Here is a 21728-nt window from a genome sequence, read left to right on the forward strand (position 1 = left end):
GAGCGCGCCGCAACCGCCGCACCGGGATAGGACTAATCCGAAAGCCGGCGCACTGCGATGGCCTTGGCGAAAATCGCTCGCTCCGGGCGGGGCGATCGATGCCGGGGCGGCCGGGTTCGCGAGCAAATGATCTGCCTTCGCCGACGCGCGAAGGCGGCGGCCGCATCGCGCGGCCGTCTCATCGGATCACTACAGGAAGACTTCCATGACCATGAAATCGTTTCTTGCCTCAGCGCTGCTGTCGGCGCTCGCGCTGGCACCGGCGTCCGCGCCGGCCGCCGGCGGCGACCCGATCGTCGTTCCCGCTTCGACCCCCATTTCCCGGGCCTATGAGGGCCTCTATGCCCAACGGCTGGAACGCGTGGTGGCCGATGCGTCCGGCACCCGAACCGAGAGCCATCTGGTGATCGCCAATAACCCGCTGGACTGCCAGAGAGCGGTTTACGACAAGGTGTCGCAGCGCTGGCTGTTTCCGGCGGGGCAGGAACCGGCGAAAAGCTGCGCCGCGTCCAATGGCGCCATCAACCGGGTCTATCACACGTTCTCGGCCGACGGCCGCAAGTTGCCGCCTTCGGGAACCGTGTCGATCGTGTTCGTCACCCGCGAGCTGCGGCCCGGGGACACCGCGCCGCTGCGGGGCCTGGTGGCGAGCAACGATCCGGCCGGTTGCCTGCGAGTCGCGGCGATGGGACAGATTTCGCCGTACTGGCGCGCCGATGTTTCCGGCCCCTTCTGCGTCGAAGTCCGGGGCACGTTGGTGGTCGACGGCACGGTGATCGCGAACCGGTGATCGGCACTCGGCTGCGCTGAAGCCGGCGTGGGCGAGCGGCGACGCTTGGCGATTCAAACCGCGCGATTCCGGCGATACGCCCGCTGCAGTCTGGCCGCGATCTTCGCGGCCAGACTGGATCGATCGCCTTGCGCGCTCGCGCGCGCTGCCGGATCAGGCCAGAACTTCGCCCGCCTGCGCGCTCAGCCCATCGAGCGCACGGTCTTGACCGTCTTCACCACCGTCCACTTGCCACCGACCCGCTTGACCTCCAGGGTCTTGTAGGCCGCGGCCGGACGGTGGTGATAGGCCGAATATTCGATCGTGCCGGCGTCTTTCGATGTCGGACGGAACGCATGTACCTCGATCAGCTCGGCCGGCGCGCCGTCGCGGGCGAGGCTGCCCTTGTCTTCGTCGGCGACTTCGACGCACTGGCTGTAGGGCAGCAGGCGCAGGCCGGAGCGGGCAAGGGCATTGAGCAATTTGCGCGGCGCGTCGCGGCGATCCACGCGCAGGCATTGGGTGGTCTGGTCGGCTTCCGCCAACTGCTGCGCGAACACCGTCTGCGCCAGCGCTTCGGGCGTCGCCGCGACGCCGCCGTCGAATTTGTGCGTCGCCAGCGCGGCCTCGGCCGGATCGACCGGCGGCGCGGGGACCGGACGATTGCGCAGCCCCTGGAACAAGGCCAGGCCCAGCACCACCGCGATGCACACCAGCAGGCCGACCTTGATCCGCAGCGCGCGCTTGTCCGACGGCATGCGGCTGGCATCGACATCGGAGCGGAAGCGGTACGGCGCCTGCGTCGCCTGTTCGCCGCGGGTGCTGTCGATCAAGCCGGCCTCGCGCAACAGATCGCGCGCGCGCAGTTGGTCTTCCGAACGGATCACCCACACCGTCGGGCGCTCGCCGGGTTGCTCGCGATAACTGAAGCTCGAACGCCGGTTGCCTTTGTAGGAACGGTCGTTGGTGACCCGGATCTCGATCCCGGCATCGCGCAGCAACTGCGCCACGCCTTCGACGTTTTCCAGACGCGGACTGCTGAAAACCTGCCTCATGTCATTCCTTCGCCGGCACTGCGCCGGCCGCGGCGGCGTCCTTGACCACGCGGATCAAGCCTTCCTGCGTGCTGCTCGCCACCAGATGGCCGTGGCGGTCGAAAATCTGCCCGCGCGCCAGCCCGCGCGCGCCGTGCGCGCTGGGGCTGTCGATCGAATACAGCAGCCAGTCGTCGGCGCGGAAGGGGCGGTGGAACCACAGCGCGTGATCGAGCGAGGCCATCTGCACGTTGGGCTGGTAGTAGCTGATGCCGTGCGGAAAGGTGGTGGTGCCCAGCAGATGGAAATCCGAGGCGTAGGCCAGCAGCGCGCGATGCAGTTCCGGCGCGTCGCCGACCGGTTCGCTCAGGCGGAACCACACCTGCTGGAACGGCGGCCGTTTCGGCGGATTGAGCTCATCGCGCGGATACACATGGCGGAATTCGAACGGCCCCTGCCGCGACAACCAGCGTTGCACCTTGTTCGGCAGCGTGGCCATGACCTCGGCCGGCACCGCCGGCGCCGGTTCGATGTCCTCCGGCTTGGGCACTTCCGGCATCGACAGCTGATGCTCGGCGCCGTCCTGGTCCTCATGGAAGGACGCGGCGAGGAAGAAGATCGGCTGGCCGTGCTGGATCGCGGTGACCCGGCGCACCGAGAAACTGCCGCCGTCGCGGGTGCGGTCGGCCTGATAGACGATCGGCGCCTCAATGTCGCCGGCCTTGAGGAAATACGCATGCAGTGAATGCGCCGCGCGCGTGGTGTCGAGGGTGGCCTGCGCCGCCGACAGCGCCTGGCCCAGGACCTGCCCGCCGAACACGTACTTGGTGCCGATGTCGCGGCTTTGGCCGCGGAACAGATTGTCCTCGAGCCGCTCCAGCGACAGCAGTTCGATCAGTTCGGAGACGGGGGAGGAGGTCATGGGCGGGCGGGAAAGTGTGGTCGGGGCAGTATAGCGGGACGGTCGGCACAGTCCCGGGCGGGTGCGGCGCTGGGGGCTTCGGCACCATCTTCCAAGCCGTCATGCCCGCGAAGGCGGGCTCCGCTTTACTTCGGCGGACTGAGCATCCAGAGACTTAGGCGCCATCTTTCCAGATCGTCATTCCCGCGAAGGCGGGCTCCGCTTTACTTCGGCGGAGCCGAACATCCAGAGGCTTCAGCGTCATCTTTCCAGACCGTCATTCCCGCGAAGGCGGGAATCCAGAGGCTTCAGCGTCATTTTTCCAGTCCGTCATTCCCGCGAACGCGGGAATGACGGTAGGTGAGTACATCGCGCTCGTCGCGTAGGAATGACGGTGGGTAGTTGCGTGCCATCTCGAAACCAATGTGATCTGCAGCTGGTCCAGAAACCAACGCGAAACCTTCCAGTTCCAGCATTTCCAGCGCAGACCTCGCCGTTACCGAAATCTACCGCGGCAACCGTTCCAACCCACACGCCGCCAGCACCCTTGCCCACGGAAACCACGGCCCCGGATCGAGCTTGCGTTGCACCAGCACCGAAGGATCGTCGCTGGCTTCGACCTGGGTCGTATCCAGTTCCTCATGCCCGGCGATATAGCGCAGCGACGGCAGGCGTGCGCGCAGATCGTTCAACAGGCCGATCAAGGCCTCGATCTGCACCGGCGCGTAGTCTTCGTCCATGCGCTGATGGCGCGAATCCAGCCAGTGCGGATAACGCCCGGTGTTGACCAGTTCGATCCCGACCGAGCGCGGGTTGTAGCCGCGCACGTGATGGGCGATGCGGTCCTCGCTGATGTAGCGCAAGACCGAACCGTCGCGGTCGATGTAGTAGTGGCCGCTGTTGCCGGTGCCGGATTCGGCGTACAGCACCCGCTCGCCGTATTCGCGCGCGGTGGCCAGGTCCGGCAGCTCGGTGCAGTGGATCACCAGCAGGTCGATCGAGGCGGGATCGCGCGCCTGCAGCCGGGTTTCATAGGGCAACGGGGCGGGCGTGAGGTTCAGGGGCGGCATGCCTGCGGATGCTACCATTCGGCCTCACACGGAGCCCGATATGACCCTGCCTCCCGCCGATTCGGCGCTAGGAAAGCTGATGGCCACGCTGCCCAGGCCCGGCCGGGTCGAGTGGATCGGCGTGCGCCCGGCGCGCGGGGTGGCGATGCAGGCGCTGGACGAAGTGGTCGCCGTGGCCGGCGCCGGTCTGGACGGCGATCGCTATGCCGGCGGCAGCGGCAAGCGCGGCATCACCCTGATCCAGGCCGAGCACCTGCCGGTGATCGCGGCCCTGGCCGGGCTGGATGCGGTCGAGCCGGCGCGCCTGCGCCGCAATATCGTGATCTCGGGCCTGCCGCTGATCGCGCTCAAGGGCCGGCGCTTCCGTCTCGGCGAAGCGCTGCTGGAAACCACGGAAGAATGCGACCCGTGTTCGATGATGGAAGCCGCGCTGGGCCCGGGCGGTTACAACGCGATGCGCGGCCATGGCGGCCTGTGCGCGCGGATCGTCGAAGGCGGCGCGATCCGGCGCGGCGACGCGCTGATCCCGGTGATCGATGCGCCTGCCGATTGAGCCGCCGATCGGCGCGCGGGACCGCATCCGCATGCGAGCCGGTGGTGCGATGCCGCGGCGATGGATGAAGGTTCGCGTCTGTTGATCGCACGTTCGCCGCCGGATACCGCCCGCTTCGCATCGGCGAGGCGATCCCACATTACCGGATGTTCATTTGACACGCGGATGCGGCGGGAGATGCTGGTTTGCATGCGCGATGGGTTGCGATTTTTGGTGCCGCAGCTTTGAAAAACGATTGCTGTCGTAGGTTTGGTTTTTCGGACTTTCAGAAGCTAACTGCTACTGCCACACCTCGGCTCCAAGATGATCGCCCCAGGACATTGCATCTCTGAACTTTCGAAGTGATCCGCTCCTACTAAACCTCGGCTCCAAGATGATCGCCCCAGGACACTGCATTCTTTCTCATGGCTTCGAAAGCGGCCCCGACGCCACCAAGGTCACCGCCTTGGCCGAGGTCGCGCAACGCCATGGCTGGACGCATGAGCGCCCGGACTACAGCGATCTGGACGCCAGGCGCGAGGTCAGCGACCTGGGCGACGTCTACGCGCGCATCGAGCGCCTGCTCGGGCTGGCGCGCGCCGCGGCCGAACGCGGGCCGGTGGTGCTGGCCGGTTCCAGCCTCGGCGCGTACATCTCCGGCGCGGTGTCGCTGCAGGTCAAACCCGCCGGCATGTTCCTGATGGCGCCGCCGATCGCGATGGGTCCCGCGCCCAGGCTGCAGGCCGCCGACGTGCCGATCAGCATCATTCATGGCTGGGACGACGAACTGATCCCCGCCGCCGACGTCGTCGCCTGGGCTTATCCGCGCCGCGCGCGCCTGCTCCTGGTCGACGACAGCCATCGCCTCTCCGCGCATGTGGAAGGCAGCGCCGACGCCTTCTCGCGTCTGCTGCAAAGTCTGTGAGTAACGCATTCGCATGAGCAAGTTCTACGCAAGCTGCGGCAAGGGCCTGGAATACCTGTTGGCCGACGAACTGATCGCCCTGGGTTGCCAGCGCGCCACCGCCGCCACCGCCGGCGCCAACGTCGAAGGCAGCCTCGCCGACGCCCAGCACGCGGTGCTGTGGTCGCGCCTGGCCAGCCGCGTGCTGTGGCCGATCGCCGAGTTCGACTGTCCCGACGAACACGCGCTCTACGCCGGCGTCGCCGCCCTGGATTGGCCGTCGCACATGGAGAGCGTGCACACGCTCGCCGTGGACGCGCACGTCTCCGGCGACGCGATCACCCACGCGCGCTACGCCGCGCAGCGGGTCAAGGACGCGGTGGTCGATGTGATGCGCGCGCGCACCGGCGCGCGGCCCGACGTGGATACCGAAACGCCGGACCTGCGCTTGAATCTGGTCGTGCGCAAGGGCAAGGCGATCGTTTCGATCGATCTGGGCGGCGGTCCGCTGCATCGCCGCGGCTGGCGGCAGAAGCAGGGCGAAGCGCCGTTGAAGGAAAATCTGGCCGCGGCGGTGTTGCTGCGCGGGCAGTGGCCGAAGGTCTACGCTCAGGGCGGATCGTTATTGGACCCGATGTGCGGCAGCGGCACCTTGCTGATCGAAGGCGCGCTGATGGCCGCCGACGTCGCGCCGGGCCTGTTGCGTCACGGCAACCTGCCGCCGACGCGCTGGCGCGGTTTCGATTTCGCCGGCTGGCGCGCGCAATGCGAGGCCGCGCGCGCGCGCGAGTTCGCCGGACTGGCCGCGCTGCGGCCGGCGTTCGCCGGCAGCGATATCGATCCGCATGCGATTCGCGCGGCGCGCGAGAACGAGGCGATGGCGGGGTTGGCCGGGGCGATCGAGTGGGGCGTTTGCGCGGTGGAATCGTTGCAGGCCTTGCCGGCGCAACTTCAAGCCGGCCCGTTGCAGGCCGCGCCCGCGCAGTCTCAAGTCCGTCATTCCCGCGAAGGCGGAAATCCAGAGACTTCAGAGCCATCCCTTGATCGTGGGAACGACGGCGGCGGAGCGCCGGGCATCGATGGGGCAGGCGAAGCGCCTGGTTTCTCTGCTGCCCCAGTTGGACTGGTCGTCTGCAATCCACCTTACGACGCCCGCCTCGCCGCCGACGCCGCGCTGTATCGCGCCCTGGGCGATGCGCTCAAGCGCGTGGTCCCGTCCTGGCGCGCCAGCCTGTTGTGCGGCGACCCGGCCCTGGCCCAGGCCACCGGACTGCGCGCGAGCAAGAAGTACCAGGTGTTCAACGGCGCGATCGAATGCGCGCTGATCGTCTGCGATCCGATCGCCCGCGTCGGTCACGCCGAACAAAAAGCCAAGGCCGAGGACGCCGCGCCGCAGCCGCTGAGCGAAGGCGCGCAGATGGTCGCCAATCGCCTGCGCAAGAATCTGCGCAAGCTCAAGAACTGGCGCCAGCGCGAAGCGGTGACGTGTTTCCGCGCCTACGACGCCGATCTGCCCGAATATTCGGCCGCCATCGACGTCTACCTCAGCGACGAGGCGCAGCCGCGCACCTGGCTGCACGTGCAGGAGTACGCCGCGCCCGCCGACATCCCGGAAACCGATCAGCGCCGCCGCCTCAACGAACTGCTGGCCGCGGCGCGCGAAGTATTCGAAGTGCCGCGCGAGCGGCTGGCGGTGAAGACCCGCAGCCGCGGCAAGGGCGGCAGCAAGTACGGCCAGCTCGACCAGCGCGGCGAGTTCGTGGTCGTGCGCGAAGGCGCCGCGCGCTTGCGCGTGAATCCTTTCGATTACCTCGACACCGGCCTGTTCCTCGATCATCGGCCGATGCGCCTGCGCATCGCGGAAGAATCGCGCGGCCGGCGTTTCCTCAACCTGTTCGGTTACACCGGCGCGGCGACCGTGCATGCCGCGGTCGGCGGCGCGCAGGAAACCACCACGGTGGATCTGTCCGCGACCTACCTGCAGTGGTGTTCGGACAATCTGCGCGAGAACGGCCTCGGCGGCGCGCAGCACCGGCTGGCGCAGGCCGACGCGATGCAATGGCTGGAGGCCGACCGCGGCCGCTACGATCTGATCTTCTGCGATCCGCCGACCTTCTCCAATTCCGCGCGCGCCGACGATTTCGACATCCAGCGCGAACACGTGCGCCTGCTGCGCGCGGCGGTCGCGCGCCTGGCCGACAACGGCGTGCTGTACTTCTCGAACAACTTCCGCCGTTTCCGCCTGGACACCGACGCGATCGCGCAGTTCGCCCGTTGCGAGGACATCAGCGCGCAGACGATTCCGCCGGACTTCGAGCGCGACGCGCGCATCCACCGCTGCTGGCGGCTGGAGCCGCGCTGATGGCCGTCGATCCGATCAACGGCCGCGGCGCGGAGCGTGACGCATGAAGTCGCATCGCAAGCCCGGGACCTGGACCTTCTTCCGCCAATGGCTGAAGAACCCGCTGCGGGTGGCGGCGGTGGCGCCGTCCAGCGCCGAACTGGCCGCAGCGATGATCGCCGAGCTGCCCGACGACGTGGAACGGGTGATCGAACTCGGCGGCGGTACCGGCGCCATCACCCGCGCCTTGCTCGACGCCGGCGTGCGCGACGAAGACCTGCTGGTGCTGGAACTCAACGAAGAACTGCATGCGCACCTGCACATGCGTTTCCCGCGCGTGCCGGTGCTGCTGGGCGACGCGCGCCTGCTGCCGGAGCTCGCGCGCGAGCAGGGTTATCTGGACGCCGGCAAGGCCGATGCCATCGTCTCCGGCCTGGGCCTGTTGACCATGCCGCATCCCTTGCAGCGCGACATTCTCGGTGCGGCGTTCGAATGCCTGCGCGAGGACGGGGTGTTCGTGCAGTTCACCTACGGCCCGGCCGCGCCGGTCGCCGATGCGGTCGCGCGTTCGCTGCGCCTGCAGGTGCGGCGCGGCGATTTCGTGCTGCGCAACGTGCCGCCGGCGACGGTGTACGTCTACAGTCGGATGCGGCGCTGAGTTCGCGAACCCAACCGCGCTGACGCCCCCCCGACGCCCTGCATTCCCTCTCCCGCTCGCGGGAGAGGGCAGGGTGAGGGCCGTTCCCGCCCGGCGCCGAAACGCAGGCGCCCGAACATCGGTCATCGTTCCATTGATGTGATGGATGATTGCGCCGCCAATGCTATCGTTCTGAAAATGTAGTGCGATCCTATGCCCATCGCCAATCCGGCGTACCCATTGGAGAGAGGATCATGGCCACCCCCACCGCTTACGCCCGCGTCGGCCGCAAGCTGCGCGGACAGCCCACGTCCGACGGCGCCGGGGTTCGCCTGACCCGCGTCATCGGCGGCCAGCAGCTGCCCGACCTGGACCCGTTCCTGCTGCTCGACGAATTCGGCACCGACCGGCCTGAGGACTACCTCGCCGGGTTCCCGGAGCATCCGCACCGCGGGTTCGAAACCGTCACCTACATGCTCGACGGCCGCATGCGCCACAAGGACAACCACGGCAACGAAGGCGTGCTCGTGCCCGGCAGCGTGCAGTGGATGACCGCCGGCCGCGGCCTGGTGCATTCGGAAATGCCCGAGCAGGAAGAAGGGCGCATGCGCGGCTTCCAGCTGTGGGTCAATCTGCCGGCGCGCGAGAAGATGACCGAGCCCAAGTACCAGGAGTTCGCGCCCGATCGCATCGTGCAACTGCGTCCGGCCGACGGTGTGCAGGTCAAGTTGATCGCCGGCCGTATCGGCGATCTGCGCGGCCCGATCGCGCAGCCGGCGACCGATCCGGTGTACCTCGACATCGCCCTGGACGCCGGCGCGGGCTGGGAGTACGAACTGCCCGAAGGCCACAACGCCTTCGCCTACGTTTACGAAGGCGGAATCGAAATCGGCGACGGACAGGACGCGCGCGCGCTCGACGCGCAGGAACTGGCGGTGTTGTCCGGAGGCTGTGTGCTCAAGCTGCGCGATGCCGGGCAGGGCAGCCGTTTGATCGTGGTCGCCGGGCGTCCGTTGCGCGAGCCGGTCGCGCGCTACGGCCCGTTCGTGATGAACACCAAGCAGGAAGTGATGCAGGCCTTCGTCGATTTCCAGGAAGGCAAGTTCTGACAGGGCCGCGTCGATGCAGCGACAGCGAAGGCCACGCTCATGCGTGGCCTTCGCGTTTTCGTTTCCGCGTTTGATCCGATCCCGCCGGCGATGTTGCATGCGCGCATCGTTCCGGCGATGGCCGCGACGGCGCGGCGCGCGCGTTGTTTGCTATCGCAAGACGCATCATCGCTGCAAGCCCGCGGCGACGGGCGAAGACGCGCGTGCCGTCGCGCAGAGCGGCGGCGCACGTCCACAAGGAGCGTAAGCACATGGCTACCCGAATCGATCCCAAGCAGTTCACCATCGTCGCCACCTTCGTATCGGCCGGCGTCGCCGCCGGCGCGGGCGGCTGGGTGATCGTCGGCGGCAAGCTCAAGAAAGTCCCGCCGCGCGGCATCAAGCAACTGCAGGCGGTGTACCAGATGCTCGAAGCCGCCGAAGGCGTCGGCAACGCGCGCCTGGCGGCGCAGTTGCAGCAGACCGCGATCGAAGTGGCGGAAGCAGCGGTGAGCTAGAAGACCGCGCGCTGACGTCGGCGCGCCGCGGTTGGCGCGATCCGGCCGATGCAACGAAAAAGCCGCGCATGACGCGGCTTTTTCGTTACCCGATGCGGACCTTCAGTCGTCCTTGCCGAGCCAGCGATACACCGCGCCGCCGAGCAGGCCGCCGATGATCGGCGCGACCCAGAACAGCCACAGTTGGCCGATCGCGGCGCTGCCGGCGAACAAGGCCACCGCGGTCGACCGCGCCGGATTCACCGAGGTGTTGGTCACCGGGATGCTGATCAGATGGATCAAGGTCAGGCCCAGGCCGATCGCGATCGGGGCGAAGCCGGCCGGTGCGTTCTTGTGGGTGGCGCCGAGGATGATCACCAGGAACATCGCCGTCATCACCACTTCGGTCAGGAACGCGGCGGTCAGCGAATAACCGCCCGGCGACATCAGGTCGTAGCCGTTGCTGGCGAAGGTGCCGGCGGCGTTGGGATCGATGCTGAAGGCGCCGGTGCCGCTGGCGATCTGCAACAGGACGAAACCGGCGAGGATGCCGCCGATCACCTGGGCGACGATGTAGGGCAACAGGTCCTTGGCCGGGAAACGGCCGCCGGCCCACAGGCCGAAGCTCACCGCCGGATTGAAGTGGCCGCCGGAGATGTGTCCCAGCGCGAAAGCGCCGGTCAGCACGGTCAGGCCGAACGCCAGCGATACGCCGAGCAGGCCGATGCCGAGTGGATTGCCGGCGCCGCCGAAGTTCGCCGCCAGCACGGCGCTGCCGCAGCCGCCGAGTACCAGCCAGAACGTACCGATGAACTCTGCACCGAGTCGCTTGATCATGATCGTCTTCCTTTTGAGTTGTGGGGCAGGCAGGCCCTAGGATCGACGATCGCCCTGTTCAGCATTGGAACCGGGCAGCTCGACCCTGTTCAGCCAGGCCATTCTTATGCTGGCCGATTCTTTAAAAATGAGCAATCCGTCACGGATCGTGTGCCGAGACAGCAAAAAGCGATCACGCCCAGGGGACGTGATCGCTGCATGTGCGGCGTGTTACTTGTTGACGCTCAATCGGGTCGAAGGAAATCGCAGGCCCTCGGTCTGGCCGAGTACCTCCTTCAACTGTTCCGGCGAACTGGCTTGCATCCAGATGTGCGCCATCTTGCCGTTGCCCACTTCCAGCAAGGTCTCGCGGACCTGCACGTTGGGCTTGCCGGCGAGTTCGCCGCGGTACCAGTGAATCGGCTTGCCGTCGATGGTGGCCGCTTCGGCGCGATCGCTGCGCTTGGGCTCGAACGGCGACTTGCTGGCGATGTAGAGACCGAACGCCTCCGACCCATCGGCACGCAAGGCGCGGCAGAAGTCCGAATCGGCGCTGCCCCGGTACTCCCAACGCAAGCCGGTGTCGGCCGGCAGCATCGGGCAGTTGCCCTGGGCTGGCGCGGCCTGTTGTGCGTTAGCGGATAAAACCAATAAAAAACCCAGCCACGGCAATGCGCGGTGGCTCTTTCCCCATGACTTCACGACACTTCCCCCTGCAACCGGATGTATGGTTAAGCGGTGTTGCGAGCCTTATCAGATGTGACCTTAGTCCAGTTCGCGGGGATTGACAAACGCCAGATTCGGAAAAGTCAGCGTTCAGGTAGCGGAATGTATTCGTGCTCGCCCTGGATCTGCCCGAAACGGCCTTCGGCCCAGTCCTGCTTGGCCTGTTCGATCCGCTCGCGCGAGCTTGAGACGAAGTTCCACCACAGGTGACGGGGGCCGTCGAGAGGCTCGCCGCCGAGCAGCATGGCCTTGAGCGCGGTCTTGGCGCGCAGCCGCGGACGGGTGCCGGGATCGAGCACCACCAGATGCCGCTCGGGCAGGTCGGCGCCGTCGAGCTGGGCCTCGCCTTCGAGCAGATACAGCGCGCGCTCGGCGTGGCTGTCTTCGATATCCAACTCGGCGTCCGGGTCCAGGTCGATCGCCACGTACAGCGTGTCGGCGAATACGCGCACCGGCGATTCCTCGCCGAAACCGCGGCCGGCGACGATGCGCAGCCAGGCGCCGTCGCGGCGCTGCTGCGGCAGGGTCGCGGCGGGGTGGTGATGGAAGGCCGGCGCGGTTTCCTCGAACGAGCGCGGCAGCGCGACCCAGGTCTGCATGCCGTGCAGCGGGTGGCCGTCGGCACGCGGTTTCTGCGGGGTGCGCTCGGAATGGGCGATGCCGCGGCCGGCGGTCATCCAGTTCACGTCGCCCGGATTGATGTCCTGGACGCTGCCGAGGGTGTCGCGATGGCCGATCGAGCCGGCCCACAGAAACGTCACCGTGGCCAGACCGATGTGCGGATGCGGGCGCACGTCGATGCCCTGGCCGGGCGCGAACACCGCCGGTCCCATGTGATCGACGAACACGAACGGCCCGACCGAGCGCGCCTGAATGCTGGGCACGGCGCGGCGGACCTGGAACCCGCCGAGGTCGTGAACGCGCGGGGCGATGATCGTGGTCATGGCGGGCACTCCTGCAAGGCTGATGCAGGCAGATTGGCACGACTTTTCTGCAATCGGGTTATCGGTCCTGCAACTCGGTGTTGCAGCGGGCACGCTTGAGTGGCGCCTGTGTGGGCTCGATCGGCGGGGGCGATGAGCGCGGGTGCCGTGCGGAGCGCGGAGCGGGCTCTGGCACGGTGCGCGTGGGATGGCGCGCTCGTGCCTTCGTTGCGCGTGCGGCTGTTCACGCCGCTGCTCGTTAATTCACCGCGGCGACGACCCGACCGTGCCGTCGCGCAGCATCGCGCTTACTTCGCGTTGACCAGCAGTTTGGCGGTCGGCGGATCGGCGGAATCCAGCGACTGCAGTTCGAACGCCCAGGCGCCGGCGTTCTTGCTGCGATCATTGGCGCTGTTGAACGACAGCGCGCTGCTGTGGCCGTCGGCGCCGGTAAATTGGAATTCCAGCACCGCCTCGCCAGCCCAGATGCATTGCACGTCGGGCTTGCAGCGCGAGTCGGAGGTCACCGCGACGAAGCGCAGTTGCGAGCGATCGGACAGGACCACGCTGCGGCCAGGCTGCAGCGACACCGACTGGCCGGCGCGCACGGTCTCAGGCGCGGCGCCGGAGGAGCCGCCGGTCGCGGCGGAAGCGCCCGCCGGCCCGGCATGCGCGCATGCGGTCAGGGCGAGGACACACGACAGCAGCGGCAGGACGATCAGCGGCTTCATCGGACGGCTCCATTCGGGCATGCATCGCATGCTGGGCGATCGGCGTCCGCGCGTCCAGACGCAAAACCGCGGCGTAACGCGCTTCAGGTCACCGATCGCGCGTCTGAGTGAGCTGCGCGCGGCCGTTCGCGTCGACATCGATGCGCATGCGCCGGTCGAACTCGGTTTCCGGCATCGGCTCCACCGTGCAGCCGCACAGCGCCGCGGAGATCAGCGGTGCGGTGTTGCTGTGGCCGACGATGAGGGTGGTGCCCTGCGGATGATCGCGACGCACTTGCGCGGCGAATTCCCCCGCCGGCAGCTTGGCGTCGTAGGTCGTCGTGCTCAGCCCATGCGCGTGCGCCGCCGGTTCGCCGGTTTGCTGCGTGCGCCGGTAAGCGGTGGCGTAGACCGCGCGCAGCGGCTCGTTCTTCAGCCAGACCGCGAGGCGCTCGGCGCGGGCGCGGCCGGCGTAGGTGAGATTCGGATCGCGCGGATCGTCGCTGGCCTTTTCGGCGTGGCGCACGACCACGTAACTGGCGCCCGGCGCCGGCGGCGCGCTCGCGCAGGCGGCGAGCGAAACGCACAGAGCAATGGCGGCCAGACGCGGGATCGGATGCATAGGGAAGTCCTGTGAATGGATTCGTTCGCTGAGGCGACTGCCGAGCTTACTGCGACCGGTTCGCCGCGCGGCTTATTTCAGCAAATCCGCGCCGGCCTGGGCGATCTCGCCGTCCTGCGCGGCCTGTGCCCCGGACACGCCGATGCCGCCGATCACCTGATCGCCGTGCAGCAAGCGCACGCCGCCTTCGATCGGCGTGATTCCCGGCAGCCCGAGCACGACGTTGTTGCCCTCGCTGAGCAGCTTCTGGTGGAAGGCGGTATCGCGGCGATAGTTCACCGCGTGCACGGCCTTGCCGATGGCGACCTCGACGCTGGAATTGGGCGTGCCGTCCATGCGCTGGAAGTGCATGAGCCGGCCGGCGTCGTCGACGATCGCGATCGACACGCGCAGTCCCTGCGCCCGCGCCTTGTCCTCGGCGGCCTGGGCGATCTGTTTGACCGCGGCGAGATTGAGCACGGCGCGTTGCGAGAGTTCGATCTTCATGGCGGCCGTTGCGGTAAAGCCGATGCCGATGAGCAGCGGCGTCAGCCACACGAGGGCGAAGGAGCGTGCGTGACTGGACGGCATGAGGGGCTCGGCGGGGAAAGGAGGCGCCGATGGTGGAGCGAACGCGGCGATGGTGTGAGTGTGGAATGTCAGGGGAACCGGGCTTGCGAATGCCGCCCGCGAAGCGCCGTCCCTCAGCCGCGCCGCACACCTACAAAATCCCCAGCGAACCAGTTCCCCCCTTTGAAAAAGGGGGGCTAGGGGGGATTTGCTTTTTCCGCCCGATCATCGCGAACAAGCAAAAGCAAATCCCCCGCGCGACCGTTCAGTCAGACATCGCAGCCGACGTCAGGCGCCGCCCCCTTTTTCAAAGGGGGCAATGACCAACGCTCAGTGCTTGGTATCGAGCAACGTCAACAACCCCTTCGCCGCCGCCAATCGCGCCACCGGATCGGGCAAATCCAGCTTGATCTTCAGCCTGTCCGGCCCATCCATCTGATACAGCTTCGGTTGCCCCTGGATCATCTTGATGATCGACATCGGGTCCACGTTCGGCCGTTCGACGAATTGCAGGCGTCCGCCCTTTTCGCCCAGATCCAGCTTGCGGATGCCCAGTTCGGTCGCGGCGAGCTTCAGCTCGGCCACCGCGAACAGATGCTTCGCCGCATCCGGCAACAGGCCGAAGCGGTCGATCATCTCGACCTGGAATTCGCGCAGCTCATCGACGCCGCGCGCGCCGCTGATGCGCTTGTACAAGGTCAGGCGGGTGTGCACGTCGGGCAGATAGTCGTCGGGAATCAACGCCGGAATATGCAGTTCGACTTCGGCGCCGCGCGCGTCGGTGGAATCCACGTCGGGCAGTTTGCCCTGGCGGATCGAACGCACCGCGCGTTCCAGCAGTTCGGTGTACAGACTGAAGCCGACCTCGGCCATCTGCCCGCTCTGATCCTCGCCCAGCAATTCGCCGGCGCCGCGGATTTCCAGATCGTGCGTGGCCAGGGTGAAACCTGCGCCGAGTTCGTCCATCGACGCGATCGCTTCCAGGCGCTTTTGCGCGTCGGAGGTGATCGAGCGCTTGTCCGGCACCACCAGGTACGCATAGGCGCGATGGTGCGAACGCCCGACCCGGCCGCGCAGCTGATGCAACTGCGCCAGGCCGAACTTGTCCGCGCGATTCATGATGATGGTGTTGGCGTTCGGGATGTCGATGCCCGATTCGATGATGGTCGTGCACAGCAGCACGTTGAAGCGCTGCTTGTGGAAGTCGAGCATCACGCTTTCCAGCTCGCGCTCGGCCATCTGGCCGTGGGCGACGCCGATGCGCGCTTCGGGCACCAACTCCTCCAGCTGGCGTTTCATCCGGCCGATGCTCTCGACATCGTTGTGCAGGAAGTAGACCTGACCGCCGCGCGACAACTCGCGCTGGAACGCTTCGCGCAGTTGCATGTCGTCCCAAGGCACGACGAAGGTCTGCACCGCCAGGCGATGCGCCGGCGGGGTGGCGATGATGCTCAGATCGCGCAGGCCGGCCATGGCCATGTTGAGCGTGCGCGGGATCGGCGTGGCGGTCAGGGTCAGCAGATGCACATTGGCGCGCAGCGCCTTCAATGCTTCCTTCTGACGCACGCCGAAGCGCTGTTCTTCATCGACGATGACCAGACCCAGGTCCTTGAAGCGCACATCGCCCTGCAGCAGGCGATGGGTGCCGACCACGACGTCGATCTTGCCTTCGGTCAGCTTCTCCAACTCGGCCTTGATTTCCTTCGTGCTCTTGAAGCGCGAGAGCACTTCGACCTTGAGCGGCCAGTCGGCGAAGCGGTCGCGGAAATTGCGGTAGTGCTGCTCGGCCAGCAAGGTGGTCGGCACCAGCACCGCGACCTGCTTGCCGGCGGTGGCGGCGACGAAGGCCGCGCGCACCGCGACTTCGGTCTTGCCGAAGCCGACGTCGCCGCAGACCACGCGGTCCATCGGCTGGCTGCTGCCCAGGTCGCGGATCACCGCTTCGATCGAAGCGTGCTGATCCGGCGTTTCCTCGAACGGGAATCCGGCCGCGAACGGCTCGTACATCGAGCGGTCCACGTCCAGCGCCAAGCCGGCGCGGGCCTGGCGCTTGGCCTGGATTTCCAGCAGTTCGGCGGCCACGTCGCGGACCTTTTCCGCGGCCTTGCGCTTGGCTTTGGTCCATTGCTCGCCGCCCAGCGAATGCAGCGGCGCGGTTTCCACCGACGCGCCGGAGTAGCGGCTGATCAGATGCAACTGCGCGACCGGCACGTACAGCCGGTCGCCCTTGGCGTATTCGATTTCCAGGTATTCGCCGGGCTGGCCGCCGGCGTCGAGCACGATCAGGCCGCGATAGCGGCCGACGCCGTGATCCTCGTGCACGATCGGCGCGCCTTCGGACAGCTCGCCCAGGTCGCGGATGATCGCTTCGGGCTCGCGGCCCACGCGCTTGCGCCGGCGCGGTTGCGAGGCGCGTTCGGGAAACAGCTGGCGCTCGGTCAGCACCGCGAGCGCGGGCTCGGTCAGGGCGAAACCGTCGTCCAGCGGCGCGACCGCGATCGCGAAGCGGCTGTCGCCGTCGCGAAACGCGGTCCAGTCGGCGACCACGTTCGGCGTCAGCGCCGCGGCCTGCAGCACTTCCAGCAACGCTTCGCGGCGGCCGGCGGTGTCGGCGGCGATCAGCACGCGGCCGGGATAGCTGTCCAGGAACGACTTCAGCGCCTGCGCCGGCGCGGCGTCGCGCGCGGCCACCGGCAAGGTCGGCGCGGGCTGATCGCCGAGCGCGACCGCTTTGCCGCGTTGCGCATGTTGCTCGCCGCACAACTCGACGCGCGGCGCGTCGTTGAGTTTTTCGCGCAGGCCGACCGGGGTCAGGTACAGCGCGTCGGGCGGCAACAGCGGCCGTTCCAGATCGTGGCGGCGCTGTTCGTAGCGCTCGCCGGTGTGAGTCCAGAACTGATCGGCCGCTTCCATCGCGCCGTCGGCGATCACCGGCAGGACTTTGTCGCCCAGGTAATCGAACAAGGTCGCGGTGTGTTCGAAGAACAGCGGCAGGTAGTACTCGATGCCCGACGGCGCCAGCCCGGCCTTGAGATCCTGATACAGCGCGCTGCGCCGGGTATCGAGATCGAAGCGTTCGCGCAGCGCGTCCAGTGCGCGCTTGAGCGAGGCGTCGTCGAGCGGCACTTCGCGCCCCGGCAGCAAATGCACGCCCTGGATCTTGTCGAGCGAGCGCTGCGATTCGGGATCGAAGGCGCGGATGGTCTCGATTTCGTCGTCGAGCAGTTCGACCCGGAACGGCGAGTCCGCGCCCATCGGGTAGACATCGAGCAAGCCGCCGCGCACGGCGAAATCGCCCGGGTCCAGCACTTGCGGTACGTGCCGGTAACCGGCCGATTCGAGCCGGCGTTTTTCGCTGTCCAAGTCAAGAAGTTGACCCACGCGCACATCGAAACTGCCGCCGACCACATGACGCAGCGGCGCGACGCGTTGCAGCAGCGTCTGCACCGGCACCACCACGATGCCGCGCTTGAGCGAAGGCAACCGGTGCAACGCCGACAGGCGCTGCGAGACGATGTCCGGATGCGGACTGAAAAGATCGTAGGGCAGGGTTTCCCAATCGGGGAACGGCAGCACCGGCAGCGCGCCGTTTAGCGCGCCGGCCTGACCGAGCAAGGTGCGCAGATCCGATTCGAGTTGATGCGCGCCCTGATTGTCGCGCGCGACCGCCAACAGCGGGCCGTCGTATTCGCCGGCGGCGCGGGCGATGGCCCAGGCGAGCGCGGAAGGCGAGGCCGGCGCGCGCCACCAGGCGCGCTGCTGGCCGGTTTTGGGCAGCAGGGACACGGATTCTTTCGTAGGTGGCATAGGGGGCGGCTAGTGTAAAGGGATACGTCGCGCAGGGTTTGCGCGCTTTGCGCATGCGGTCGCGGAAGCGGGGAACGTTACGCGCTATACCGGGCGGGGGCGGTCCGCAATGGTCCGCGTGGAAGCTTCGCAGGGATGCCGGGGACGCTAGCAATGGAAGGCCTGCAACCGCAAAGTCCGGCGCGATCGCACAAGGCCCTGTCGCCGCCTCTTTCAATGGAGGCGCCAGGCGCCGAATCAACCGCCGCGCGGCTGCGCGGCATCTTCCAGGAGAAAGCCATCATGATGAGAAAGATTCTGCGCGATGCGCGCGTGCGTCGCGGCGCCTTCGCCGTGTCGCTGCTGGCGCTGACGATGTTCGCCTCGACCGGCTCGGCCGGGCCGGTGATTCCCAACGGCAAGCTGCTGATCACCACCTTCTGGCTGGAAGGCGAGGCGGTCGGCGGCGATGTGCAGGGCGTATGCGCGCCCGGTGCGCCGATGCCGCTGCCGTGGGGCATCCGCACCAGTCAGAAGACCTATTCGTACATGGATTGCGCGGCGCCGCCATAAGCGACGACGGCGATGAGCGGGGTTGCGGCGAGGGGTGCCTCGTCGCGGCTTCGCCGTGTCGATGCTTCAGCGGCGTTGGCAACGATGGGGACGCGGTGACGGCGCTTGCGTCCAATGCCTCGCGATCGGCAGCGAGCCGCCGATCGGATGAACCCCGGCGATCAGCTTTCGCTCTTGGCCGGGGCCGGATCGTCGCCGACCGCGCGCGCGGCCTTGCTGCGCAGATCCAGCGACACCCGGATCAGGCCCGGCGCGTCCTGCTGGAACTCGCGCTCGAACCCCAGCGACTGCGCCAGCGACAGCATCGGCGTGTTGTGTTCGAACACGTCGCCGTACAGCCGGTGGACCTTCTTGCCGCGCGCCCACTTCACCAGCCGGGTCATCAAGTAGCGGCCCAAGCCCATATTGGCGATGTAGCGGCTGACCAGGATCGCGAATTCGGCGTTGTTGCTGCGCTCGTCGAGGGCGACGCGGGCGACCGCGCCGACCAGGGCCTCGCCCGGAGGCAGGGGCTCGGCGGCGACCAGGGCGAATTCGGTACGCGGGTCGATGCGGGTGAAGCGCTCGGCCATCTCCGGCGTGAGTTCCTTGAGCGCATACAGAAAGCGCTGCCGGACCTCGTCGGGCTGGAGCAGGGCGAACCCAGCCCGCAGGGGCTCGGCATCTTCGGGCCTGACCGGACGGATCAGTACCTCGCGCCCGTTCGGGAGGCGCTGGCGTTCATGCCAGGGCGGTAAGCGTTCACGCGTTGCCATGATGGGATAGTGGCACATTGTGACGAATTTGGCCCTTCATCTTCGTGATGGGCGATCGCCGGTCCGACCGGCGGCGCCGAACAGCCTGAATCCCGTCCCGCAAGGTGAAGGGTGGGCCCTGCGGGGCCGGTGCAGCGACTTTCTTGACGCAGTCGGCGGTCAAAATGAGAATGGATCGCATGATGGCCGTGTGAACACGGCTTGACAATGCCTCTCGGCCAGCTACAACGCCAGTGCCTGCTTGCGCTGGCCTTCCGCCAACCGACCCTTCCCGAGTCCCGGCCGGCCCCTCCAGGCGGCGCGAGGCTGCGCGCGCGATCGAAAGCTTGCCGCGCCCGGGTCGCGCCACGCCGGGCCGGCAGCCACCCACCTTCGTTTCCGGATTCAGACCATGACCTTTTCCCTGCCGCGCCCGCATCCGCTCGCCCTCGGCCTGATCGCCGCCTGCGCCTGCGGCCTCGCCCACGCCGAAGATCCGGCCGAGCGCGAGGCCAAGCGCCTGGACGCGGTGGTGGTGACCGCCGACCGTGCCACCACCGCGACCAAGACCGACACCCGTCTCATCCAGACCCCGCAGGCGATCAGCGTCGTCACCGCCGAGCAGGCCGCCGACCGTGGCGCGCAGAACCTGCAGGAAGTGCTGCGCTATTCGGCCGGCGCGGCCGCGGAGGCCTACGGCCTGGATACCCGCGGCGACGGCTCGATGGTGCGCGGCTTCTATCCGGTGTCGTTCCAGGACGGCATGACCCGGCAGGTCGGCTCCAGCCTGGTGCCGCGCCCGGAGATCTACACCATGGAACGGGCCGAACTGCTGCGCGGCCCGTCCTCGATGCTGTACGGCGCGGGTGGTTCCGGCGGCGTGTTGAACCTGATCAGCAAGCGCCCGCAGTTCCAGAGCGCGGGCGAGATCGGGATCAGCTACGGCAGCAACCAGCGCAAGCAGGTGCAGTTCGACCTGACCGGCGCCCTGAACGACGCCGGCACCGTGGCCGGCCGCATCGTCGCCGTCGCCCGCGACGCGCAGTTGCAGACCGATCGCTTGCCCGACGATCGCCTGGTGTTGGCGCCGTCGATCACCTGGCGCATCGGCGATACCACCCAGCTGACCTTCCTGGGCCTGCTGCAGAAGGACGAGAGCGGATCGAGCCAGCAGTTCCTGCCGGTGGCCGGCACGATCCACGCGCCGCCCGGGCGCCGGCTTCCCTCGCACCGCCTGCTCGGCGAGCCCGGCGCCGATCGTCTCGACAGCCGCCAGGCCAGCGGCACGCTGCTGCTGGAGCACGCGTTCTCCGACTCGGTGAAGCTCAACAGCGCGTTGCGTTATTCCAGGTCGCGCACCGAGTTCACGGAAATCTACCCTGACGTCTATTCCAACCCGGACAACCCCTTCCTGGACGCCGGCGGCCGCCTGCTGGCGCGCTCGGCCTACATCAACAATCCCGACATCGACACCCTGACCACCGACCACAACCTCCAGATCGCGTTCGACACCGGCGCGTTGCGCCACACGCTGCTGGCGGGCGTGGACTATCTGCGTTTTCGCCAGACCGCGATGACCGGCTTCGCCGCGACCACGCCGATCGACGCCTACGCGCCGGTGTACGGCGACTACACGCTGCCGCAGCTGGCGCCGCAGTCGCGCCAGGACCAGACCCAGCTCGGCGTGTACGTGCAGGATCAGATTCGCTGGGGCGAACGCGTCACCGCCGTGCTCGGCGCGCGCCGCGATCGCGCCCGAACCCAGGTCGGCGACCAGCCTGAGACCGAGGATTTCGCCACCAGCTACCGCGCCGGCCTGATCCTCGATGCCGGCCGCGGATGGTCGCCGTATGTGAGCTACAGCGAATCGTTCCTGCCGATCGGCAGCCTGGATTTCTTCAGCCAGCCGTTCAAGCCGCAGCAGGGCCGGCAGTACGAGGTCGGGCTGAAGTGGCAGCCGCGCGAGCAGACGATGCTGACCCTGGCGCTGTACGACATCCGCGAGAAGAACCGCCAGACCAACGATCCGCAGAACGTGCTCAATTCCGTGCAGACCGGCGAGGTGTCCTCCAAGGGCGTGGAACTGGAAGCCACCCACACGCTGCCGAATAATTTCTACGTCACCGCCAGCTACGCCTACAACGACGCCAAGGTGACCCGCAGCAACTTCGCGCCGGAAGTCGATCGCCAGCTCGCCGACGTGCCGAAGGAACTGGGCTCGGTGTGGGGCGTGAAGCAGTTCGACTGGGGCGACAGCGGCCGCATCCGCCTGGGCCTGGGCGCGCGCCATGTCGGCTCTACCTTGTCGGTCGGCGGCAACGGCAGCCTGCGCACGCCCGGCTACACCCTGGCCGACGCGTTGGTGTCGTTCGATCAGCCGCAGTGGTCGTTCGCCGTCAATGTGACCAATCTGGCCGACAAGCAGTACTACGCCCCATGCCGAGCCTTCGGCGACTGCTTCACCGGCAACGGCCGCAACGTGACCGGGACGGTGACGTACCGGTTCTGAGCGAAAC

20 protein-coding genes are annotated in these 21728 nt (G+C 67.6%); 9 read left to right on the forward strand and 11 right to left on the reverse strand.

What is annotated here, in order from left to right; genetic code table 11:
* Positions 1-205 precede the first annotated feature (205 nt).
* Entirely contained in the window at positions 206-790 is a 585-nt protein-coding gene (locus tag J7J50_RS09160; protein ID WP_215056534.1) for a hypothetical protein, read from the forward strand.
* A gap of 182 nt (positions 791-972) precedes the next feature.
* Here the strand turns inward: J7J50_RS09160 and J7J50_RS09165 are convergent, their stop codons facing one another.
* From J7J50_RS09165 to J7J50_RS09175, 3 genes are all read right to left on the reverse strand, one after another.
* A complete protein-coding gene (locus tag J7J50_RS09165; RefSeq protein WP_215056535.1) occupies positions 973-1824 on the reverse strand; it encodes a hypothetical protein in 852 nt (283 codons plus the stop codon).
* A 1-nt stretch (position 1825) separates the two neighbouring features.
* Positions 1826-2725, reverse strand: coding sequence for an acyl-CoA thioesterase II (gene tesB / locus J7J50_RS09170; protein WP_215056536.1), 900 nt, complete (start codon positions 2723-2725; stop codon positions 1826-1828).
* Between the two features lie 485 nt (positions 2726-3210).
* A complete protein-coding gene (locus J7J50_RS09175) occupies positions 3211-3774 on the reverse strand; it encodes an N-acetylmuramoyl-L-alanine amidase (RefSeq protein WP_215056538.1) in 564 nt (187 codons plus the stop codon).
* 40 nt (positions 3775-3814) lie between these two features.
* Between J7J50_RS09175 and J7J50_RS09180 the strand changes: the two genes are divergently transcribed.
* The 6 genes from J7J50_RS09180 to J7J50_RS09205 all read left to right on the forward strand — a co-directional run bounded on the left by J7J50_RS09180 (position 3815) and on the right by J7J50_RS09205 (position 9794).
* Positions 3815-4327: an MOSC domain-containing protein gene (locus J7J50_RS09180; RefSeq protein WP_215056539.1), complete on the forward strand. Its 513-nt coding sequence runs from the start codon at positions 3815-3817 to the stop codon at positions 4325-4327.
* Between the two features lie 376 nt (positions 4328-4703).
* Positions 4704-5231 carry a hypothetical protein gene (locus tag J7J50_RS09185; protein WP_215056584.1) on the forward strand — a complete coding sequence of 176 codons (528 nt, stop codon included), beginning with the start codon at positions 4704-4706 and terminating at the stop codon, positions 5229-5231.
* 13 nt (positions 5232-5244) lie between these two features.
* A complete protein-coding gene (gene rlmKL, locus J7J50_RS09190; RefSeq protein ID WP_215056540.1) occupies positions 5245-7572 on the forward strand; it encodes a bifunctional 23S rRNA (guanine(2069)-N(7))-methyltransferase RlmK/23S rRNA (guanine(2445)-N(2))-methyltransferase RlmL in 2328 nt (775 codons plus the stop codon).
* Positions 7573-7615: 43 nt separating this feature from the next.
* Positions 7616-8209 (forward strand): methyltransferase domain-containing protein, encoded by a 594-nt coding sequence (locus tag J7J50_RS09195; protein ID WP_215056541.1) that lies wholly within the window; start codon positions 7616-7618, stop codon positions 8207-8209.
* A 233-nt stretch (positions 8210-8442) separates the two neighbouring features.
* Positions 8443-9297, forward strand: a complete 855-nt coding sequence (locus tag J7J50_RS09200; RefSeq protein WP_215056542.1) for a pirin family protein — start codon at positions 8443-8445, stop codon at positions 9295-9297.
* Between the two features lie 251 nt (positions 9298-9548).
* Positions 9549-9794, forward strand: a complete 246-nt coding sequence (locus tag J7J50_RS09205) for a hypothetical protein (RefSeq protein WP_215056543.1) — start codon at positions 9549-9551, stop codon at positions 9792-9794.
* A 102-nt stretch (positions 9795-9896) separates the two neighbouring features.
* On the opposite strand, the gene aqpZ is transcribed toward J7J50_RS09205, so the two are convergent.
* From aqpZ to mfd, 7 genes are all read right to left on the reverse strand, one after another.
* Entirely contained in the window at positions 9897-10610 is a 714-nt protein-coding gene (aqpZ, locus tag J7J50_RS09210; RefSeq protein ID WP_215056544.1) for an aquaporin Z, read from the reverse strand.
* 210 nt (positions 10611-10820) lie between these two features.
* Positions 10821-11291, reverse strand: a complete 471-nt coding sequence (locus tag J7J50_RS09215) for a hypothetical protein (protein ID WP_215056545.1) — start codon at positions 11289-11291, stop codon at positions 10821-10823.
* Between the two features lie 107 nt (positions 11292-11398).
* Positions 11399-12259: a pirin family protein gene (locus J7J50_RS09220; RefSeq protein WP_215056546.1), complete on the reverse strand. Its 861-nt coding sequence runs from the start codon at positions 12257-12259 to the stop codon at positions 11399-11401.
* A 287-nt stretch (positions 12260-12546) separates the two neighbouring features.
* Positions 12547-12969: a hypothetical protein gene (locus J7J50_RS09225; RefSeq protein ID WP_215056547.1), complete on the reverse strand. Its 423-nt coding sequence runs from the start codon at positions 12967-12969 to the stop codon at positions 12547-12549.
* An 88-nt stretch (positions 12970-13057) separates the two neighbouring features.
* Positions 13058-13570, reverse strand: coding sequence for a histidine phosphatase family protein (locus J7J50_RS09230; protein ID WP_215056548.1), 513 nt, complete (start codon positions 13568-13570; stop codon positions 13058-13060).
* Positions 13571-13642: 72 nt separating this feature from the next.
* On the reverse strand, positions 13643-14140 hold the full coding sequence (locus J7J50_RS09235; RefSeq protein WP_215056549.1) for a heme-binding protein: 498 nt from the start codon (positions 14138-14140) through the stop codon (positions 13643-13645).
* A 309-nt stretch (positions 14141-14449) separates the two neighbouring features.
* Complete coding sequence (gene mfd, locus J7J50_RS09240; RefSeq protein ID WP_343222467.1) at positions 14450-17905, reverse strand: transcription-repair coupling factor; 3456 nt, start codon at positions 17903-17905, stop codon at positions 14450-14452.
* A gap of 303 nt (positions 17906-18208) precedes the next feature.
* Between mfd and J7J50_RS09245 the strand changes: the two genes are divergently transcribed.
* The gene (locus J7J50_RS09245; protein ID WP_215056551.1) at positions 18209-18478 is read left to right on the forward strand and encodes a hypothetical protein; all 270 of its coding nucleotides are present in this window, start codon (positions 18209-18211) and stop codon (positions 18476-18478) included.
* Positions 18479-18639: 161 nt separating this feature from the next.
* On the opposite strand, the gene J7J50_RS09250 is transcribed toward J7J50_RS09245, so the two are convergent.
* Positions 18640-19233 carry a GNAT family N-acetyltransferase gene (locus J7J50_RS09250; RefSeq protein ID WP_215056552.1) on the reverse strand — a complete coding sequence of 198 codons (594 nt, stop codon included), beginning with the start codon at positions 19231-19233 and terminating at the stop codon, positions 18640-18642.
* Between the two features lie 391 nt (positions 19234-19624).
* Between J7J50_RS09250 and J7J50_RS09255 the strand changes: the two genes are divergently transcribed.
* Positions 19625-21721, forward strand: a complete 2097-nt coding sequence (locus J7J50_RS09255; protein WP_215056553.1) for a TonB-dependent siderophore receptor — start codon at positions 19625-19627, stop codon at positions 21719-21721.
* Positions 21722-21728 lie beyond the last annotated feature (7 nt).

The sequence above is a fragment of the Lysobacter sp. ISL-50 genome (assembly GCF_018612875.1).
GTDB lineage: Bacteria > Pseudomonadota > Gammaproteobacteria > Xanthomonadales > Xanthomonadaceae > Lysobacter.

What these genes read in the sequence shown, in the direction of transcription:
- J7J50_RS09160 (WP_215056534.1), top strand. Translation starts at nt 206, where the DNA reads ATGACCATGAAATCGTTTCTTGCCTCAGCGCTGCTGTCGGCGCTCGCG.
- J7J50_RS09165 (WP_215056535.1), bottom strand. Translation starts at nt 1,824, where the DNA reads ATGAGGCAGGTTTTCAGCAGTCCGCGTCTGGAAAACGTCGAAGGCGTG.
- tesB (WP_215056536.1), bottom strand. Translation starts at nt 2,725, where the DNA reads ATGACCTCCTCCCCCGTCTCCGAACTGATCGAACTGCTGTCGCTGGAG.
- J7J50_RS09175 (WP_215056538.1), bottom strand. Translation starts at nt 3,774, where the DNA reads ATGCCGCCCCTGAACCTCACGCCCGCCCCGTTGCCCTATGAAACCCGG.
- J7J50_RS09180 (WP_215056539.1), top strand. Translation starts at nt 3,815, where the DNA reads ATGACCCTGCCTCCCGCCGATTCGGCGCTAGGAAAGCTGATGGCCACG.
- rlmKL (WP_215056540.1), top strand. Translation starts at nt 5,245, where the DNA reads ATGAGCAAGTTCTACGCAAGCTGCGGCAAGGGCCTGGAATACCTGTTG.
- J7J50_RS09195 (WP_215056541.1), top strand. Translation starts at nt 7,616, where the DNA reads ATGAAGTCGCATCGCAAGCCCGGGACCTGGACCTTCTTCCGCCAATGG.
- J7J50_RS09200 (WP_215056542.1), top strand. Translation starts at nt 8,443, where the DNA reads ATGGCCACCCCCACCGCTTACGCCCGCGTCGGCCGCAAGCTGCGCGGA.
- J7J50_RS09205 (WP_215056543.1), top strand. Translation starts at nt 9,549, where the DNA reads ATGGCTACCCGAATCGATCCCAAGCAGTTCACCATCGTCGCCACCTTC.
- aqpZ (WP_215056544.1), bottom strand. Translation starts at nt 10,610, where the DNA reads ATGATCAAGCGACTCGGTGCAGAGTTCATCGGTACGTTCTGGCTGGTA.
- J7J50_RS09220 (WP_215056546.1), bottom strand. Translation starts at nt 12,259, where the DNA reads ATGACCACGATCATCGCCCCGCGCGTTCACGACCTCGGCGGGTTCCAG.
- J7J50_RS09225 (WP_215056547.1), bottom strand. Translation starts at nt 12,969, where the DNA reads ATGAAGCCGCTGATCGTCCTGCCGCTGCTGTCGTGTGTCCTCGCCCTG.
- J7J50_RS09230 (WP_215056548.1), bottom strand. Translation starts at nt 13,570, where the DNA reads ATGCATCCGATCCCGCGTCTGGCCGCCATTGCTCTGTGCGTTTCGCTC.
- J7J50_RS09235 (WP_215056549.1), bottom strand. Translation starts at nt 14,140, where the DNA reads ATGCCGTCCAGTCACGCACGCTCCTTCGCCCTCGTGTGGCTGACGCCG.
- J7J50_RS09245 (WP_215056551.1), top strand. Translation starts at nt 18,209, where the DNA reads ATGATGAGAAAGATTCTGCGCGATGCGCGCGTGCGTCGCGGCGCCTTC.
- J7J50_RS09250 (WP_215056552.1), bottom strand. Translation starts at nt 19,233, where the DNA reads ATGGCAACGCGTGAACGCTTACCGCCCTGGCATGAACGCCAGCGCCTC.
- J7J50_RS09255 (WP_215056553.1), top strand. Translation starts at nt 19,625, where the DNA reads ATGACCTTTTCCCTGCCGCGCCCGCATCCGCTCGCCCTCGGCCTGATC.